Source organism: Rhizobium sp. KNZ2-6A, assembly GCF_056755475.1.
Genome location: NZ_JBNDIC010000024.1, coordinates 37,809 through 55,774, shown reverse-complemented (window position 1 = coordinate 55,774; position 17,966 = coordinate 37,809). Strand labels below are relative to the sequence as shown.

Here is a 17,966-nt window from a genome sequence, read left to right as displayed (position 1 = left end):
CAATATGATAGAGTTATCGCGCAAAATTAAGCCGAGAACTTGCTCGTCTTAGATCTGCCAGATCTGATTCGATGCAGCGGTTTTCTGATAAATAGATGGGAGACGTTATGAGCCTGAGCCTGCGGCAGCTTCGCTATTTCGTTGCAACGGCCGAATATGGTCAGATCTCGCATGCGGCCGTCAGCCTGTCGATCTCACAATCCGCCGTTACCGCCGCGATTAAGGATCTCGAATTGACAGTCGGCGTGTCGCTATTCAACCGCACGCCCCAAGGGATGGAGCTGACGACGGCCGGGCGGCAATTCCTGTCTCACGCCTATGAAATTCTGGCCAAGGTCGACGAGGCGACCCATCTCAATCTCGTCAGCAGCGACATCGAGGGAGAGCTTGTCGTCGCCGCAACCTATACCGTCATCGGCTATTTCCTGCCGCTTCACATCGAGCGTATCCGCCGTCTCTATCCGAAGCTGAAAATCCAGCTCTACGAGGTCAATCGCGAATCGATCGAGGAGGGCCTGCTCAGCAATCGCTACGACATTTCGGTGCTGCTGACCTCGAACATTCTCAACCCGATGCTGGCAACCGAAACACTTTTGAGCTCTGTTAGGCGCCTTTGGCTTCCGGCGGGTCACGACCTGCAGCGCCGCGACGGTATCGGCCTGCGTGAGATCGCCGAGGAGCCCTACATCATGCTGACGGTCGACGAAGCAGCCCATTCTTCCTTGCGGTACTGGAGCCGAAGCTCCTATCAGCCGAACGTGCTCTTGAGGACCAGTTCGATCGAGGCTGTCAGGTCGATGGTAGCAAACGGGCTCGGTGTCGCCATCCTTTCGGATATGGTGCATCGCCCCTGGTCGCTCGAGGGGCGGCGCATCGAGACCGTGAACATCCAGGATCCGGTTCCGCCGATGGATGTGGGTCTCGCCTGGCGCGCCAATGTCGAATTCAGCCCGCCGATGCTTGCCTTCCGACGCTATTTTCAGCAGGCCTACAGCCTGCCGGGCACCAATTCCTAATCACAACGCGCTTTGGCAGCATTGCCCGGTTGAGACTGACGCATTTCCGTGCTTGCACCGAAAGAATGCGGGATCCGCCACATGGATCGACTGCGCCGAACCGTCATTGGACGAGTACAGGCTGCATGCAGCGCGCATCCGTCACCCTTATGTCGGCCTGACCGACACCGACGCCAAGCACTCCGAGCAGATTGTAGAGGAGCTGGTCGACCGGGGCGGTGACGGCAGACAGCGTATCGGCGACGGCTCCCAGCACCGCGCTCGGCGTGCCAAGGGTCAGAATGAGCACCTGGATGCTGATGTTGGCGTTTTTCAAAAGTGATTGGACGGCCGAGGTCAGGATAGTGCTTGTCGAAACGGTCTTGACGGTGCCGGCGGAAATTTCCGAGGGCTGAAAGGTCACGCGTGTCGGGCTCATATTGGCGACATCGACCTGTGCGCTTGCGATCACTTTCAGAAGCAAGGAATCGATGATCGCCGCTGGAGTAACTCGCGGCTTGGAACCGAAATTCACGAAGGCCGAGGTATCGACGTCTCCAAGCGCGATCTCCGCCACGCCGGGCACGGCGTCGATCCCAACGACGGCGTTCGGCATGCTGCCGCCGACACAGCTGATCGAGGCAAGCTTGGCCTCGGCGGGCGCGATTTCGACATAAAGCGGCACCCTGATCTTTAATCCCGCAATCAGGGACAGACCAGTGACCGAAACCTCGATTGCCGCGCGCACCTGCGGTGTGCGAACGATGGTGCCCGGCGCACCTACTGCGGCAGCCGGCGTTTGTTGTGCGATCTCTCCAATCGCCAGCGTCATCTTCGCCGTCGTAAGGCCGGGCACGGTAGCCCCGAGATCGACAGCGATCTGCCTTTGTTGGTTGGCCGCCATCGCAGTTGCGGAGATCAGGTCCATCACGCTGATCGTGGAGGTCAGGTTGGGCGCGGTTCCGACGACATCCTTACCCAGAGGACCGAGGTTCACAATATCCTGCAGCTTGACGGTCAGCTTCGTGGTCCCCAGCGTCTTGCCCAGATTGTTGATGATGGTGACGACCGCGGGTGAAAGATTGGACGATTTGCCAAGCGCGCCGAGAATCTTGTCATAGGTGACATCGGTCGCCAGGAGCTGATTGTAGCTTACCCCAGTCAGCTTGAGATCCGCCGCCAACAGATTGAGGAAGCTCAAGAGGTTTACCTTCGCGCTGATGAGCGACTGATAGTCAACCAAATTGAGAGAGATCTGCGTTCCAAGGAGAGAACCCAGGAACTTGTTTAGAATGCCGCCATTAAGGCTTGCCAGCCGCGACCCGACAGAAAAAGCCGCCAGACGCTCGCTGGAAGCAGTGCCCGTGGCGCTCAAGGTCAGCGGGTCGGCAAAAGCGGAGGCAAAAGGCATGACGGCCTTCTGGGTAAGCGTGACCTTTACCGAATCGGACGGGGACGTTCCCGAGGTGAAGCGGCTTTCAGGTGCCACGGATGTGTCCGCCTTATAGGACCCCAGAACCATGTTGCCCAAGGTTTCATATTGGCCTGAAGTGGCTGCCGTAGCCGTAATCTGCCCGCTGGTCGTCATATAGCCGCTGCCCGACGCGACCGCGGCCGTCGTGCCGTTGCTTTGAAGATTGGTCAGGAGCGCGCTTTGGGCATTTGCGATATCGGCGGCGGCCGTGATCGCGCCAATATCGCTCAGCTGCTGCAGGCGCCGCTGCTGCAGCGTCATCATGCCGTAATCAATACCGAGGCCGAGGCAGTAAAGGATCAAGGGAGAGACAAGCGCGGTGGTCACCGCGACATTTCCCCGCCTGTCCGCCAAGGCGGCGAGCCGACCGAGAAGCCCCTTCATCAGAGACCTCCCAGCCGGATGGTCGAATAGCGATGGATGGTGGAATCCGGCATCGCGAAAGTGTAGAGGTTCCAAATCGGTAGATCGGATGCGTCGTAGGCGGCGCTCACGGTGAACTGATTGGCATTGGTCGGGTCCGTCGCGACGGTAACCGTCAACTTGCTCTTGTCGATGAAGGCGTCGTTGATCGTCGAGCGGGTGACGAAGTCCTGAACCAGCTGGCTTCGCTCATCGGACGACAACCCGGCGATCGCGGTCCGCGCGGCATCGGCCGTCAGCTGCTGCAGGGAATGGGCTGCGGCGAGATAGATGCCGAAGGCAACCAATGTGAGAAGCAGCAGGAAAAAAAGCGGCGCAATTAAAGCGAATTCGACCGCTGCTGCTCCCTCCTTGCCCCTGCCGAAATGAGAAACACGATACATGGTCCTGTCTCCTGCAATCGGCCGTCATCTATGCGATGACGGTCGAGGAGACCTTAGACTTTGGCCGTTAATTTTATATTTCTAAATAAGATAATTTCTAATATTATTACAGCTTAATTATATTAGATACTTGATAAAGTTCTCATTACTTTCTTGATCGTCGCCACACGCCGCTCCCGAATAGCTGTCCCGCCTCTGATCACGGCATCCGCCGCCATCGCGGTGACAGAAGGCTGTCATTTCTCCGGCCTGATCGGGCCGTGAGGCCGACGCCATAACGCGTAAGGCGGCGATCTACTTTTTCTTCGGCGCAAGTTCCCACCGGCCTTGCAGGTTTCTTACAAAGCAGCGGTTTCCTTTGTAATAGGTCACGGCACCTGTGCGATCCACCTTGATCGATGTCGGCAACGATTGCGTGACCGCTTTCAGCCGCTCGATCATGTCAAACGCTTCCTGTCTTTTTCCAGCGCGGATCAGCGCCATCAGCTTGGACTCTTGTTTCATCCTCTATACTCCCGTTCATGGAGGGCTAGGGGCCGGCGGAGTGTGTGGTCCGTCAGTTGCTTTTTCATATCGATCAACCCGCTTCGCGTTGCATGAGCAGCGAACGCAGTGCCACGACCACCACGCAAACGCTGGAGACTAGAAAGATTGCGCCGGACATGGCGTAAATCGTTGGCGAAGCGCCGGCATTCATCTTGCCGAACAGCACCACCGGCAACGTGTTTTGGCGACCGGCCAGATAGAAGGCGCGCGTAAACTCGTTGAGGGACAGAAGGAACGAAAAGATGAAGGCGCTGACGAGGCCCGGGCGGATCAACGGCAGGGTAATATCCAGGAATTGTCGGAGGCGGCTCGCACCAAGATCATCCGCCGCCATCAGATAGGTCCGCTTGACGGCGGCAAAGCTTGTCAGGATGACGATGAAGGCGAAGGGCATTGCCCACAGCAGATGACCGGCAATGACGGTCAGCGCCGATGCCTTCACGCCGGCGCGGCTGATAACGGTCGATAGCGCCAGTCCCTGGATGACCCCCGGTACGAACATCGGCAGAAGCACCGTCAGGAACCACAGGCCACGGCCGCGGTACAGCTCGCGATGGGCCAGCGCCGCGCCAAGCGAGAGCAAAGTCGCGATGGCAGCTGTCGCAAGCGCAATCATGATCGATTGGCCGAGCGCGGCGACAAGGGCACTTTCCGCCCCGAGCGCGAAATACCATTTCAATGTGATGTCGGAAAAATGCGGCAGGCCAGGCTGCAGCGCCGGATTGAAGGAGACTCCGAGCAGATAGAGCGGCGGCGCATAGATCACGGCGAGACCGATTATGGTCAGTGTCCAGATAACGATGCGCGGCGTCGTTCCCTCCCTGACGATCATTGGCCACGCTCCTCGAACAGCGAGGAGAGGCCGAATATGGCGTCTCCGATCAGCACCAGTCCGAAGACAATCACAAGCATGAGCGTCGAGATCGCAAAGGCCAGCGGGAAATTGGCGACGCGCATGACGTCGTTGATCATCACGGACACGATCGATGCGCCGGCGCCGCCGAGCATCTGCACCTCGGTGGACGACCCGGCAACCATGACGAAGACGAACAGGAACCCGGCGAAAACGCCGGAATAGGTCAGCGGCAGCAGCACGGTGCGCGCCATCGTCCAGAAGCCGGCGCCGAGATCGCGCGATGCCGCCAGCGCGATCGGATCGACGCGGCGCATCGACAGCAGCACGGGGAAGGTGGCGAACGGCAGATAGGAGGCGACGAGCCCGACGATGACGGCAAAGTCGCTGAACAGCAGCCAGTCGAGCGGCGCGTCGGTAATGCCGGCCTGTTGAAGCAGCGTGTTGATGACGCCGGTGCGGCCAAGCAGCAGCCGCCACGAAAAGGAGCGAATGAGATAGGATGTGAAAAACGGAATGGTCAGAAGGGCGGCGAGAACGACCGACAGCGTGCGCCCGGCGAGGAAATACATCGCGTAGGCGGTGGGATAGGCGATGACGAGGCAAATGCTGGCGGTCAGAAACGCTTTGCCTAGGGTCGACAGAAACACGCTCCAGCGACCCGCCTCCAAAATGGCGCCATAGGCGGCGACGCTGAATTCCGGCTTGATCCAATAGGTTGCCGAGTCCCAGGCGCAAAAGCTCCAGACCACGACCAGGACCAGCGGCGCAAGGCCGAGCACGAGGATCGCCGCAAGCGGAGCAGCCAGCAATAGAACTGATGTCTTCATGGTCTATTCCTCCTTCTGTCGGCGTTGATCCCATTGGTTCGGGGCCGGCCTGTCCTTGGACAGCCAGCCCCGGTCCATCGCATTACATCAGGCGTTGCGCAGCTTCTGCCACCACTCCTCGTAGAGTTGGAAATTGTCCGGACGGCAATTCTGCCAGTAGACCTTTCCGGAGAACTTGGCCTTCACATGGTCGGCGAGCTTGGCGACGTCGTCCGCCTTGTATTCGTCGGGATGCGCCTTGGCGAAAGCGAGGTTGTTGTCGGTCGGCACGAGATAGCCGCGCGCCTTGCCCAACTCGCAGCCATAGAGGCCGGCAAGCAATGCATCGACGAATTTGTGGGCAGCCTCGGCCTTGCCACGCTCCGCGGCACCCTTGAGCAACACCGTATTATTGCCCCAGCCTTCATAGCCTTCGACGGGAACGGCATATTCCACCTGAAGCCCACGCTTGCGGCCTTCATAGACGATTGGTTCCCAGCCGGTCATGGCATCGACCTCTTCGTTCGCCACCAACTGCACGCCCTGCTCCCAACCGTTCCAGAAGGTTCGGAACTGCCCGTCCTTCTTGTGCTTGATCAGGAATTCCATGACGAGGCCGAGCTCGGATTCCGTCAGGTTGCCCGGCTCCTTGATCGGCTTGTTTTCGGCTTCCTTGAGATAGATGGCCGTGAAGATGGCGCTGTTGATCCAGGCATCTTCCATCGCGACCCGGCCCTTGAGCTTCGGATCGAAGATGACGCCGTAGCTGTCGACCTTGCCGAGCTTGTCTGGGCGGTAGATGATGGAGTCGGCGTTGACGACGGTCGGGATGCCGTATTGCTTGCCTTCATAGGTCAAGGTCGGGATATCCTTGGCCCATTGCCAGATGCCGGCGAAATTCGGGATCTTGGAAACGTCCCAGGGCGTAATCAGGCCCTGCTTGGCAAGCTCCCTTTCGGCGCCGCCCTGAAAGCCGCCGACATCGAAAAGGTCGTTGGCATTGCCGGCGGCAAGGCGCGCGACGACCGGGCCGACATCGTTGCCGTTATCAGTGAATTCAGGCGCAACGCCGCTCTGGCGCGCAAATTCCTGCCATTTTTCGCCGATGTCGAGCGTGGCCGTGGCCCAGAATGCAACCGTTGCGTCATCGGCCATGGCCCGCGTCGCGGCCAATCCACCAAGGGAGAACGCAGCCGCGCCCGCGCCCATCAGTTTGAGCATGTCACGGCGCTGCATGTTGCTCCTCAAGGCGGAGGAGGCGAGATCTCTATCTCTGTTCATCGTATCATTCCCTTCCCTCTTTTTTCGCTTGTTTCAGCTATTCGGGTTCTACTCATCGCCTGCAGCCAAGGCCGGTATTCCGGAACGATCAATCAGGAGCGCGGCACCCGGCTTCAGACGCACGCGCACGCTTTCGCCCGGCAAGGGCGGGGTCGCGTCCGCGCTGGTCGTCAGCACCACACGCTGGCTGTCGGCGAAAGCGAGCGTAACGTCATGGCTGAGTCCGCGATAGATACTTTCGACAACCTTAAGTTCAATTGTTTCGGCCGCTATCGCGCCAGCCGGGACAAGCTCAATTCGGTCGGGGCGGATTGCGACCAGGGCGTCGGACGACGGCGCAACCCCCGAAAAAGTCGCGCTCAGCCGTTGGCCAGCAATGGTAGCGATGGCCTTGTCGCCGGAAATGGCAATGTTTTCAGGCTTCAGAAGCGTATCGATCCCGACAAAGCGCGCAACGAAAGCATTGGCCGGCGCCTCGAAGAAGCGCGCCGGCACATCGGTCTGCTCAATCCGTCCCTTGTGCATGACGGCCATGCGATCGGAAAGGCTGAGCGCCTCGTCCTGATTGTGGGTAACGAGAATGAAGGTCGCGCCGGTGCGCTTGTGGAGCCGCCCGAATTCGTCACGCATCTGCTGGCGCAACCGTTCGTCAAGTCCGGTCAGCGGTTCATCGAGGAGGAGGATGCCCGGCTCCATGACGAGCGCGCGGGCGAGCGCCACGCGCTGGCGCTGGCCGCCTGAAAGGAGATTGACGTCGCGATCGGCAAAGCCGGAAAGCTCGACAAGATCCAAAGCATTCTCGACCTTGGACTTCAGCCCGGCACCGGCAAGCCCACGCAACTTCAGCCCATAGCCGACATTCTGCGCGACATTCATATGCGGAAAGAGCCCGAGCGATTGGAAAACCGTATTGACCGGCCGACGATTGGCCGGAACGCCGGCCATATCCTTTCCGTCGAAAAACACGCGGCCCGAAGTCGGCTTGTCGAAACCGCCGACCAGCTTCAAAAGCGAGCTCTTACCGCAGCCGGACGAGCCGAGCAGCGTAAAGAACTCCCCTGCCCTAATGTCGAGCGTCACGTCGTCGACGGCGCGCATCGGCCCGAAACTTCTGACGATATGGTCGAGACTGATCGCAATCGCCATATCAGACGCTTCTCCCATCGCTTTCGCGGATGAGCAGCAGCCCCTCCCTGCTCACTTCAAGTTCCTGTCCGGCCGCCACCAGCGACGTTGCCGTCGCCTCCTCGATGAGGAGCGGGCCGGCGATCTTCTCGGAAGCGGGCAGTTTCGTGCGTTCGTAGACGGGGCAGGATACCCAGCCGACCGCGCCGCCGAAATAGACTTTGCGATGCCCCTTGAGGGCCGCCTCCAGCGAACGGCCGTTTCGATCGAGTTTCGGGATGGCGATGACGGGACCGTGGAGCACGGCCTCGAGATGAATCATCGTGATTTCGACCGGCGAAACGGACAGGCGGAAAGTATAGGCGCGCTCGTGTGCAGCATGGAACCGTTCCGCAAAGCTTTCAGCGTCGTCGTCCATTTCGAACAGGGCGAAGACGCCGTGTTCCTGGCCGCGATACCGCGCCTCGACGCGGCAGACGTAGCGGATCTCGGCCGCATCGCCCTTGGAGAAATATCTGACCGCATCCCGTTTCAGCTCGTCGAACCGGCGCTTGAGATTGCTGACGGCATCTGCCTCGAGAGGCGCAAACCAGGTGCTGCGGAAATCGGCTCGCGGCTCGGCCGCCAGCATGCCCCAGGCCGAAAAGATGCCGGGATGCGGCGGCACGACAGTCACCTTCACCCCGAGATCGCGCCCGAGACCGGCGGCAAGCGCAGGACCGGCGCCGCCGGAAATGACGAAAGCGGCGTCGCGCGGATCGTGCCCGCGCTGAACCGTCACGAGCTTCAGCGCATTGATCATCGAGGCATGGGCGATCTTGACGATGGCAAGCGCTGCATCTTCGACCGACAGGTCCATCGGCGTGGCAATCGTCGCAATCGCGGCGGCGGCCTTGGATTTGTCGAGCTGCATCTGCCCGCCGGCAAAGCTCGCCGGATCGAAAATGCCGAGCGTCAGCAAGGCGTCGGAAAGGGTCGGCTTGTCGCCGCCTCTTCCGTAGCAGGCCGGGCCTGGGGTCGAGCCGGCGCTTTCCGGTCCGACGCAGAGCGCGCCGCGCTCGTCGATGCGGGCGATGGATCCGCCGCCGGCACCGATCTCAACGATATCGACCACCGGGACCTGCACCGGATAACCGGGCGCGATGCGGGTATGCTCAAGCTTGTATTCACTGTCGAGCGTCGGCCGGCTGTCGTGAATCAGGGAACATTTTGCCGTCGTGCCGCCGACATCGAGCGACAGCACTTCCGATTCAGCCATCACGGCACCGATACGCGCAGCACCCGCAACGCCACCGGCAGGACCGGATTCGACAAGCGTCAACGGGCTCATCTGCGCCTGATCGAAGGTGGAGATGCCGCCATTCGACTGCATCGCATAATAGGGGCAGGTGAGATCGCGCTCCATCAACGCGCTTTCGAGCCGGGCGAAATAGCGCTTGATGATCGGCTGCACATAGGCGTTGAGCACCGCCGTATTGGAGCGCTCATATTCCCGCCATTGACGCGATACCTCATGGCTGGCGCAGACCGTCACCTCCGGCAGCGCCTCGGCAATCGCGTTGGCGCAGGCGATTTCGTGCTCGGGATTGACGTAGCTGTGGAGGAAGATCACGGCCACCGCCTCGACCTTGCGGGCGCGGCACTCGCGGATGATCGCCTCGACATCACCAAGCTCAATGGGCGTCAGCACCCGGCCCTTGGCATCCATGCGCTCGCGCACCTCGAAGCGCAGGCTGCGGGGCACGAAGGGTTCGGGGCTTTTGAACTGGAGATTATAAAGATCGGGGCGATTGCCGCGGCCGATTTCCAATACGTCGCGAAAACCGGCTGTCGTCACCAGCGCCGTCCTGACGCCCTTGCGCTCGGTGATCGCGTTGATGACGGTCGTTCCGCCATGGGCGAAGAAGATGACATCGCGCGTCGAAAGCCCGTCCTTCTTCTCGGCAAGTTCGATCGCCGCAAGAACGCCTTCGGATTGATCGTGAACGGTCGTCAGGCTCTTGGCGGTGAAGATCTCGCCCGTGCGCTCATCATAACCGACGAGGTCGGTGAACGTACCGCCTACATCCGTCGCCAGTCTGATCATCCCGCCATCCTCTCTTCATACCCGTAGTGGCTGCGGGCCGCCTCGCGGGTGATGTAGCCGTCTTCGATATCGCGGCGGACGCGCTCCGGCTCGCGTGCGCTAGGCTCGCCCCAGCCGCCACCGCCGCCGGTGATGATGCGCACGAGATCGCCGCTGTTCAGCCCGATATGCGGCTCGCGGCCAAAATTGCTGACCTTGCCGCCATCCTCCACCTGCAGGAGATTGATGCTGCCGGGCTTGCCTCCTTCGATGCCCCAAGGCGGCGTGTCCGTCCGCCCGAAGCTGCAATAGGCTGATACGCCGTCTCCAAGAATCTCGTAGTCGCGGATGACGCCGAAACCGCCGCGGCGGCGACCGGCGCCCGATCCCCCCTCGACATTCAGCGCATAGCGTCGCACGAGCAGCGGAAAGCGCGCTTCGATGACCTCGACGGAATAATTGTAGGTATCGCCATCGGTCAGCGCGATCAGCGCATTGGCACCGTCGCCGTCCTTGCTCGCCCCCCAGCCGCCGTGTTGCGGCTCGATATGGATGAACGGCTCACCCATCTCATCCTTGCCGGCGATGTAGACGACGCAAAGGCTCGTATAGGAACCGGCGGAGAAGCGCTCGGGCATGAGCTTGGCAAGCGCCTTCCAGACAAGCTCTGAGGCATGCACCGAGCCTTCGTAATACCAACCCGTCGGAGAAGGCTTCTCCGCCGTGAAAACCGAACCTTTCGGCGCGATGACGGTGAGCGGCCGGAACCAGCCCTCGTTGGAAGGCGCCTCCGGCGCCACCAGCGCCTTGAAGATAGTGCGAACAGCCGATTGCAGCGCACCCGCTGCGCAATTGATCGGCCCTACGACCGCCGGCGGGCAGCCGGTGAAATCCGCCGTCAGCCGATCGCCGGCGATCGTGACCGCCACCTGGACCCTGATGGGGTCGGTGGTGACGCCGTCGCCATCGATAATGTCAGTCGCCTCATAGACCCCGTCGGGCAGCGCGGCGATAGCGGCGCGCGCCTGCCTTTCGCTCACGGTCAGGAGGTGATCGAATGCGGCCTTTACGACGTCGGTTCCGTATTTGTGGGCCAATTCCGCCATGCGGCGGGCAGCAACGCGAACGGTCGCCACCTGTGCTGTGAGATCGCCGATCGCGACGTCGGGCAAACGAACATTTTCGCGGATGATGCGCAGGACTTCTCCGGAGAAGCGGTCGCTGCGTACCACTTTCACACCCGGCAACCGCAATCCTTCCTGAAAGACGGAGACGGCATTCGGCGCAAGCGAGCCGGGAACCGAACCGCCGACGTCAAGATAATGGGCAACATTGATGGCATAGGCCAGAATCCGTCCTTCGAAGAAGATCGGCTTGACGATGGCAAAATCGCAGGCATGCGTGCCGCCGGAATAGGGATCGTTCGTCAGGAGAATGTCGCCATCTTCCAGATCTTCGCCATAGAGTGCGATCAATGACTTGACCTGCGTGCCGAAGGTGCCGGTGAACAGCGTGATGCCGTTCATCTGTGCCACGAGCTCTCCTTCGGGCGTCAGGAGGCCGCAGGCAAAATCAAGCACCTCATAGATGACCGGGCTCATCGAGGTTCTGGCCATGACCACGCCCATCTCGTCGACGGTGGCTGCCAGTTTGCCCTCGATAATCTCCTGCGTCACCGGATCGACGACGACCACGAATCTACCCCGCATTATAATATTCGCACGAGTGCAGATTAGGTGTTTTTTCGTCCGTCGAAAGCCTTCCCGATGGGTGGGCGCTCATGCAGAAACCCACCCGTTCGGGTAGGTTATTTATTGAGCATGCCCTTTTGACGCGCTGCCGTGACGGCTGCCGTCCGCGTCGAGACGTTGAGCTTGGCAAAGATGTTGCGCAGATGGAATTTGATCGTGTTGTCGGAGAGCGCCAGCATCCGGCCGATTTCCTTGTTGGAAAGCCCCGAACTCAGCAACTCCAGCACCATGCGTTCCCGGCCGGTAAAGCCGGATCCGCCGTCGGCAATGGCGGGCTCCTGTATCGTCTCTGTAGCCACGAGCAGAGACTGGAGACGTTTGCGGGTGACGTTTGCCACTGTCGGGTGATTGGCAAGCGCGCGAAGCTCTCCAAGGCCCGCCGCATGATCGAGATGCAGCAAGGCCCGATAGTCGTCGAGCGGCATCGTCAGCACAAGATCGGAGAGGCGGGCGGCGGCCAGATCGGTACGGTCCTCGGCAAGCAGAATCCCTATCTCGATGAGAGCAAGCTCGATGGCGCGCGGAACATGCAGGCGCTGGGACTGCCGCGTTCTGAATTGGTCGAAGACCTCGCGCGCCTTGGAAATTTCGCCGAGCGCCAGATAGGCGCGCGTCCAGAAAATTGCCGGCGTCGCGCCGCGCAGATGGATGGAAAGCAGATTGGCGCGATCCGCAACGATAGCCTGTAAGCCAAAACCACTGGCCTCGGCGTGCCGGATCGCCTGGTCGAGATCACCCGATGCCATGAGAAGCATGGCACGCTCACCATCGATCAGGCGGGTAAGCCGATCGAAGCCGCGTCGGCGCGCCGCCGCACGAATGCGGTCCATGGCGGCGTGGGCTGCCAGGAAATCCCCATGCATGCGCAGGACCCGTTGTTCGGCCATGAAGCCGGCGGCGAGAAGATCAAACCATGTATCGTGGCGTTCGAGATGCGGCAGCGCCCATTCCAGCATGCCGGCCGCGGCTTCCACCTCGCCCCGCATCGATAAAACTTCCGCCTTCAGGACCTGGCCGACCGCGTCGAGATCGCTGCCGGGTCCGATATTGGTCTGTGCCTCGCAGATCAATTCGTCGTAGGCGGCAAGCGCGCTCGCGCAATCGCCCGACAGGAAGAAGGCCTGGCCGATATGCGTGTAGAGATGCATGGCACCGAAATCGGCGCCGCCGTCGCGAAAGGCGCGAATGGCGAGATGACCGTAATGCAGCGCCCGATCAAGTTCGCCGCGGATGAGGAAATTGTAGGACAGCATGTTGAGCGCCAGCGCCCTATGGATAAGTTCCATGCCATCCGGCTGCTGCAAATCATCTTCCAATGCCGAAAGATCGGCCGAGCTCGCCCAGTGATCCGTATAAAGCGCAAGGAGAATGCGCACGACGCGCAGGTCTTTCGCGAGGATCGGATCACCGGCGGCGGCACGCTCTGCCGTGACCAGGTAATGATTGGCTGCGGCAAGCTGCGCCGCTTTGGCATGAAAAATCGAAAGCCCCAGTGTCGCGAGCGGAAAGCGGACCAGATCGATCTCCGCGGCATGCCCGCTCAAGGCCTGGAAAAGCGTTGCGCCGCCGCGCGTGGTGGCATAGACGCGCCGCCAGCCGCCGGCGGTTTCGACAATGCGCGCCGCAAGATTGGCATCGCCCGCCAAAAGCGCATGGTGGACGGCGCGGTCTATGTCGGCGCGCGCCTCGAACCAATGTGCGGCGCGGTTCAGGGAGCGGTTGCCATCGACACCCCTGCGGCTGGCCGTTCTTTTGAGAAACTCGTTGAAGACCGGGTGGAACCGCATCCAGTTGCCGGGTCCGGCAAGCAAGGTCACCGGAAGGGCGTACTCGTTCAGTCGCTCGATCAAGCCCGCGTGCAGGTCACTTTCCAGCACCGCCTCGAGAAGCGGCTGATTGAAAGCCGGCAAGGCCGCGGTCTCGACCAGAAACAGGCGGATATCCTCGGGCAGATGTTCAAACACCTGCTCCGAAAGGTAGGCGCCCATATCCGCGCCACCGCCGTCGAAGGAGGCGAGAATAGTGTCGCTTTCCTCCGATTCCGCGACCAGCAGGCTTACCATTTGCAGCGCGACGGCCCAGCCCTCCGTGCGGCGATTGAAGGAGCCGACCTGCTCCTCGGTCAGATGCGCGCCCTTGCCCTCGAACAACTCCCGTGCTTCGGCATCGGAAAAGCCGAGTTCGCCGACACCGAACTGCTTGAATTCGCCGCGCAGCCGCAAGGCCGACAGGGGAAAGCGCGGCGGGCTGCGGCTGACCAGCACCAGCTTGACATGCTCGAGCGAAAGATCGGCAAGGATCTTTGCCATCAGGGCCTCGGTCGCATCCGTCTGAGCGAAGTGATAGTCGTCGAGGAAGATGACGAGCGGCTCCTCGATCTTGCGCAGGCGCGTGCCGAGCACGGAAAGAAGCGCTGCGGCCGGAAGGTTGCCGGCGTCCGCCCCGTCCTCATTCGAAAGCGTCTGCAGGGCATCGATCAGAGCGAGCAGGAAAGCTTCCTGGTTCGTATGCTCGGCATCGAGCGACACCCAGCACAGCTTGACCCCGTCTTCCTTCAGTAACTCGTACCATTGGACCGCGAGCAAAGTCTTACCGTAGCCGGCGGGCGCGACAATGGTCGTCAAACGGCGCAGCCCGGCGCGCCGGAGCTGCCGCAACAGGTCGCTACGTCTAATAGTTTGCTGCCCGCTGGACGGGGGAGCAAATCGATTCTGTCCACTCATGGGGCCGGATGATGCTGTCTTGGCAAGCAGTTTGCAACCCGCGCGAAAACGTTTGCAAAGCCGGTTAATCTCTATCGTTCAGAAGACTACACCTACATGCATTAGTTGATTTTTCTCGTCATTGCAACGACGAGCGCGAGATCTCCGAAGCGACGATCCATTGAGAGGAAAGCCGGCCTCTCTCGACATGCTTGAGAGAACAAAATTTTGCCGTTTCCGCCTATAAACGGTCCGTTAGGGATTTGTTGACCATAATTGGAGGTATAGCGATGCCGCGGGCGCGGCGCCTCTGAGTTCTGTGTTTATTAGCAAGGGCGAAAGTCGTATCCGTGCATCACGCGATCTTTTCCATCTCGGCGACAACTTTCGCCATGGCTTCCTCCTTCGTCGCTTGCCGGGTGGCGCTGATCGCGATGCTGATGCTTGGCGCCTTTGCCGGCTCGGCTGCGGCGGAAGACCGGGCGCTCAAGCTCTTCTTTACCCATACCGGGGAAAGAGCGACGATTACCTTCAAGCGCGACGGCAAATATGATCCGAGGGGTCTTGCCCAAATCAACCGCTTCTTGCGCGACTGGCGAAAGAACGAACCGACCCGGATTGATCCGGAATTGCTCGATCTCGTCTGGGAAGTCTATCAACGCAGCGGTGCGCGGGAAACCATTCACGTCGTCTCGGCCTACCGCTCTCCCTCGACCAACGGCATGCTGCGCAACCGCTCGCGCAGTTCCGGCGTCGCAAAGCACAGCCAGCACACGCTTGGCAAGGCGATGGATTTCTATATTCCCGGCGTGAAGCTTGCGAGCTTGCGCGCGATCGCCATGCAGATGCAGATCGGCGGCGTGGGTTTCTATCCCAACTCCGGCTCGCCCTTCGTGCATCTGGATGTCGGCAGGGTTCGCGCCTGGCCAAGAATGTCGCGCCCGGAACTCGCGCGGCTTTTCCCGAACGGACAGACGCTTCATGTGCCGGCAGATGGCAGACCGCTGCCAGGCTATCAGGTGGCAATGGCGCAATCCAAGAAGCGCGCGTCCCAGATGGCAAGCAAGATCGCGGCCGTCGACGATGAGGATGATGATGCCGGATCGCCGGCTGCGTCTCGCAGCGGCGTACCCGACAGCAGCCTTATGACCAGCATGCTGCCGACGCCCAGGAACCGGGCTGTGAACGGGCTGGAGGCTCAGCTCGGCAAGCGCGTGGCCGAAGAGAGCAAGGAGCAGCCCTTTGCCGACCTGGCCGCCTATGCCGTTCCGCTGCCGGCATGGCGCCCCACAAGCATCGTCGTCATCCCAACGGCGGCGCCTGAAAGACCCGTCCCACCTGTTGTGCTGGCAAGCCTGGTGGTGGGACGCAACGACGCCGGAAAACTCGTAGTGTCGAACAACGCGAAGAATACGGCCGATAGCGCCATGGCAAAGATGCAGCCAATGGCACAGCTACCGAGTTCCGCCGCGCAAGAAGTATCCGGCGGCGTCGGGGCCATGTCGACCGGGGCCATCGTCGCCTGGGCGTTGCAGCCGCCGGGCACGGCAGTCAACATGACGCTTCCGAGCCTCGTCAGCGCGCCAATACCGATGCATGAGGACATGGCCGATATTCAGGACGCCGACGCCTATGACGGTGACGACTTCGATGTCGAGCGGTTCGGCTTCGAAGGCTGAGGCTGCCTTCTTCCTTCGCCAGGAACAAATCAGTTCGGTGCATCCGATGATCGGGGCGCTTGCTCCGACAACGAAAGATGCGCGAGGCCGCCAAGCGTAAAGCGAACCAGCCGGTCCGCCAGTTCCTCATCCGTGGTCGTATCCCGCCCAAGCGCCGGAATGATCTCGGAGACGCGCTTCTCGGCCACCAGAAGCATGAAACAGGGCGCCATCGTCGAAAGCGCGGCCTGAGCGACGAGCGGATGATCCGGTGCCATATCGAGGATCTGGGCGATGACGCCAAACAGCAAAGCCTTCTTGGGCTCGATCTCCTCACGGCGAAGCTTGTCGATATGAGGCGTGGGCGCGATCAGTTCACGGACGATCACCTTGGCCGGCCATGAATTCTCATTCCCTGTCCTGACGACCTTGACCAGCAGACCGATAAACCGGCGCAGCTTCTCCTTCGGATCGATATCGGTGCTAATCATGCGGGCAAGCACGTCGTAACTCATCAGGCGATGATGCGCCTCGGCGAGAACGTCTTCGTATAAGGCCTCGATGCCGCCGAAATGATAATTGACCGCGGCGGCGTTCGTCCCCGCGCGCAAGGCAATCTCCTTTGCGGTCGCGCGGTCGAAGCCGAATTCAGCAAAAACGGCGCCGCCGGCTTCGAGCAAGCTTATGCGCGTTGCCGTACCGTCTTGCCGATCTCGTGACCGCGCCACTCGTCTACTGCCTCTCGCCATTGTCTCTGCCTTTCATTAATTCAAATATTAATTTGAAATTTGAATTTGACAAGTGTTATAATCTGTTCCGGATCGATCTCGGTCACCATTCGTTTCACCTGAGCCGACCGCTCGTTCGGAGTTCGACAAAGCATGCAGCGTATCATCGTCATCCTGATCCTGTTGATCGCCGTCGCGAGCGGTGCCTGGTGGTATCTCCATCGGGATAGCGGCTCGAACGACCTCGTTCTCTATGGAAATATCGACTTCAGGCAACTCACCCTTGCCTTCAATGGCAGCGAACGTGTGGCCGAAGTCCTTGTCGAAGAGGGCGCGCAAGTCAAGAAAGAGCAGATCGTCGCCAAGCTGGACACAAGCCGGCTCCAGCCGCAGGTCGCCCAGGCGGAAGCACAGGCTGCCAGCCAACGCGCCAATCTCACCCGCCTCAAAAACGGCAGCCGCCCCGAGGAGATCGCCCAGTCCCGCGCCAATGTCGAATCCGCCAAGGCGGAGGCGGTCAATGCCCGCGCCCAATTCGAACGCCAGAATGCGCTTGCTCCCAAGGCCGCGGTCAGCCAGCAGGCTCTGGACGAAGCCCGTTCGGCGGCCGCCGTCGCCGACGCCAAAGTCATCGCAAACCAGAAGGCGCTCGATCTGCTCGTCGCCGGCTCGCGCGTCGAGGACATCGAGGAGGCGGAAGCGCAGCTGCATGCGGCTGAGGCCAATGTCGCGCTTCTGCATCAACAGCTTGCCGATGCCGAATTGAGAGCACCCGTCGACGCGATCGTGCAGTCCAGGCTGATCGAACCCGGCGAAATGGCGTCTCCCACGCGGGCTGCCTTCTCGCTTGCAACCGTCAGCCCGAAATGGGTGCGTGCCTATGTCTCGGAAACCCAGCTTGGGATGCTCCGCCCCGGCATGAAAGCCGTCGTCACCGTGGATTCCCTGCCGGGGCGAACGATCGGGGGATGGATCGGCTTCATTTCCTCCGTTGCCGAGTTCACGCCGAAATCGGTGCAGACGGAGGAATTGCGCACGAGCCTTGTCTACGAGGTCAGGATCTTCGTCGACGACCCCGACAACATGCTGCGGCTGGGCATGCCGGCAACCGTCCGGCCGCTTGCCGGCGAACAGACGGCTCAGCCAACCGCGAAGCAGCAATAGGATGAGGAT

The 17,966-nt window shown here is 60.8% G+C and carries 14 protein-coding genes; 3 read left to right on the top strand and 11 right to left on the bottom strand.

The genetic code is table 11. The features are described 5' to 3' along the window. The first annotated feature begins 107 nt into the window (after window positions 1–107). A complete protein-coding gene (locus tag ACPYOP_RS17655; protein WP_481411663.1) occupies window positions 108–1,016 on the top strand; it encodes a LysR family transcriptional regulator in 909 nt (302 codons plus the stop codon). Between the two features lie 103 nt (window positions 1,017–1,119). Here the strand turns inward: ACPYOP_RS17655 and ACPYOP_RS17650 are convergent, their stop codons facing one another. The 10 genes from ACPYOP_RS17650 to ACPYOP_RS17605 all read right to left on the bottom strand — a co-directional run bounded on the left by ACPYOP_RS17650 (window position 1,120) and on the right by ACPYOP_RS17605 (window position 14,329). Then, window positions 1,120–2,853, bottom strand: coding sequence for a pilus assembly protein TadG-related protein (locus ACPYOP_RS17650; protein ID WP_481411662.1), 1,734 nt, complete (start codon window positions 2,851–2,853; stop codon window positions 1,120–1,122). Further along, a complete protein-coding gene (locus ACPYOP_RS17645; RefSeq protein ID WP_481411661.1) occupies window positions 2,853–3,275 on the bottom strand; it encodes a TadE/TadG family type IV pilus assembly protein in 423 nt (140 codons plus the stop codon). The genes ACPYOP_RS17650 and ACPYOP_RS17645 overlap by 1 nt, the downstream gene beginning before the upstream one ends. 294 nt (window positions 3,276–3,569) lie before the next feature. After that, a complete protein-coding gene (locus ACPYOP_RS17640) occupies window positions 3,570–3,758 on the bottom strand; it encodes a hypothetical protein (protein WP_481411660.1) in 189 nt (62 codons plus the stop codon). A 94-nt stretch (window positions 3,759–3,852) separates the two neighbouring features. After that, a complete protein-coding gene (locus ACPYOP_RS17635; RefSeq protein WP_481411659.1) occupies window positions 3,853–4,653 on the bottom strand; it encodes an ABC transporter permease in 801 nt (266 codons plus the stop codon). Then, window positions 4,650–5,504, bottom strand: a complete 855-nt coding sequence (locus tag ACPYOP_RS17630; RefSeq protein WP_481411658.1) for an ABC transporter permease — start codon at window positions 5,502–5,504, stop codon at window positions 4,650–4,652. The genes ACPYOP_RS17635 and ACPYOP_RS17630 overlap by 4 nt, the downstream gene beginning before the upstream one ends. 87 nt (window positions 5,505–5,591) lie before the next feature. Continuing rightward, window positions 5,592–6,764 carry an ABC transporter substrate-binding protein gene (locus tag ACPYOP_RS17625; protein WP_481411657.1) on the bottom strand — a complete coding sequence of 391 codons (1,173 nt, stop codon included), beginning with the start codon at window positions 6,762–6,764 and terminating at the stop codon, window positions 5,592–5,594. Between the two features lie 48 nt (window positions 6,765–6,812). After that, the gene (locus ACPYOP_RS17620) at window positions 6,813–7,910 is read right to left on the bottom strand and encodes an ABC transporter ATP-binding protein (protein ID WP_481411656.1); all 1,098 of its coding nucleotides are present in this window, start codon (window positions 7,908–7,910) and stop codon (window positions 6,813–6,815) included. Window position 7,911: 1 nt separating this feature from the next. Beyond that, window positions 7,912–9,975, bottom strand: a complete 2,064-nt coding sequence (locus ACPYOP_RS17615; RefSeq protein WP_481411655.1) for a hydantoinase/oxoprolinase family protein — start codon at window positions 9,973–9,975, stop codon at window positions 7,912–7,914. Beyond that, a complete protein-coding gene (locus ACPYOP_RS17610) occupies window positions 9,972–11,663 on the bottom strand; it encodes a hydantoinase B/oxoprolinase family protein (RefSeq protein WP_481411654.1) in 1,692 nt (563 codons plus the stop codon). Before ACPYOP_RS17610 ends, ACPYOP_RS17615 begins: the two co-directional genes overlap by 4 nt. 98 nt (window positions 11,664–11,761) lie before the next feature. Beyond that, on the bottom strand, window positions 11,762–14,329 hold the full coding sequence (locus tag ACPYOP_RS17605; RefSeq protein ID WP_481411653.1) for a winged helix-turn-helix domain-containing protein: 2,568 nt from the start codon (window positions 14,327–14,329) through the stop codon (window positions 11,762–11,764). Between the two features lie 470 nt (window positions 14,330–14,799). Between ACPYOP_RS17605 and ACPYOP_RS17600 the strand changes: the two genes are divergently transcribed. Continuing rightward, entirely contained in the window at window positions 14,800–16,086 is a 1,287-nt protein-coding gene (locus ACPYOP_RS17600) for a peptidoglycan L,D-endopeptidase MepK (protein ID WP_481411652.1), read from the top strand. A gap of 29 nt (window positions 16,087–16,115) precedes the next feature. Here ACPYOP_RS17600 and ACPYOP_RS17595 read toward each other — a convergent pair whose 3' ends face one another. Continuing rightward, a complete protein-coding gene (locus tag ACPYOP_RS17595) occupies window positions 16,116–16,793 on the bottom strand; it encodes a TetR/AcrR family transcriptional regulator (RefSeq protein WP_481411651.1) in 678 nt (225 codons plus the stop codon). Between the two features lie 153 nt (window positions 16,794–16,946). On the opposite strand from ACPYOP_RS17595, the gene ACPYOP_RS17590 reads away from it, so the two are divergent. Then, the gene (locus ACPYOP_RS17590) at window positions 16,947–17,957 is read left to right on the top strand and encodes an HlyD family secretion protein (RefSeq protein ID WP_481411650.1); all 1,011 of its coding nucleotides are present in this window, start codon (window positions 16,947–16,949) and stop codon (window positions 17,955–17,957) included. Window positions 17,958–17,966 lie beyond the last annotated feature (9 nt).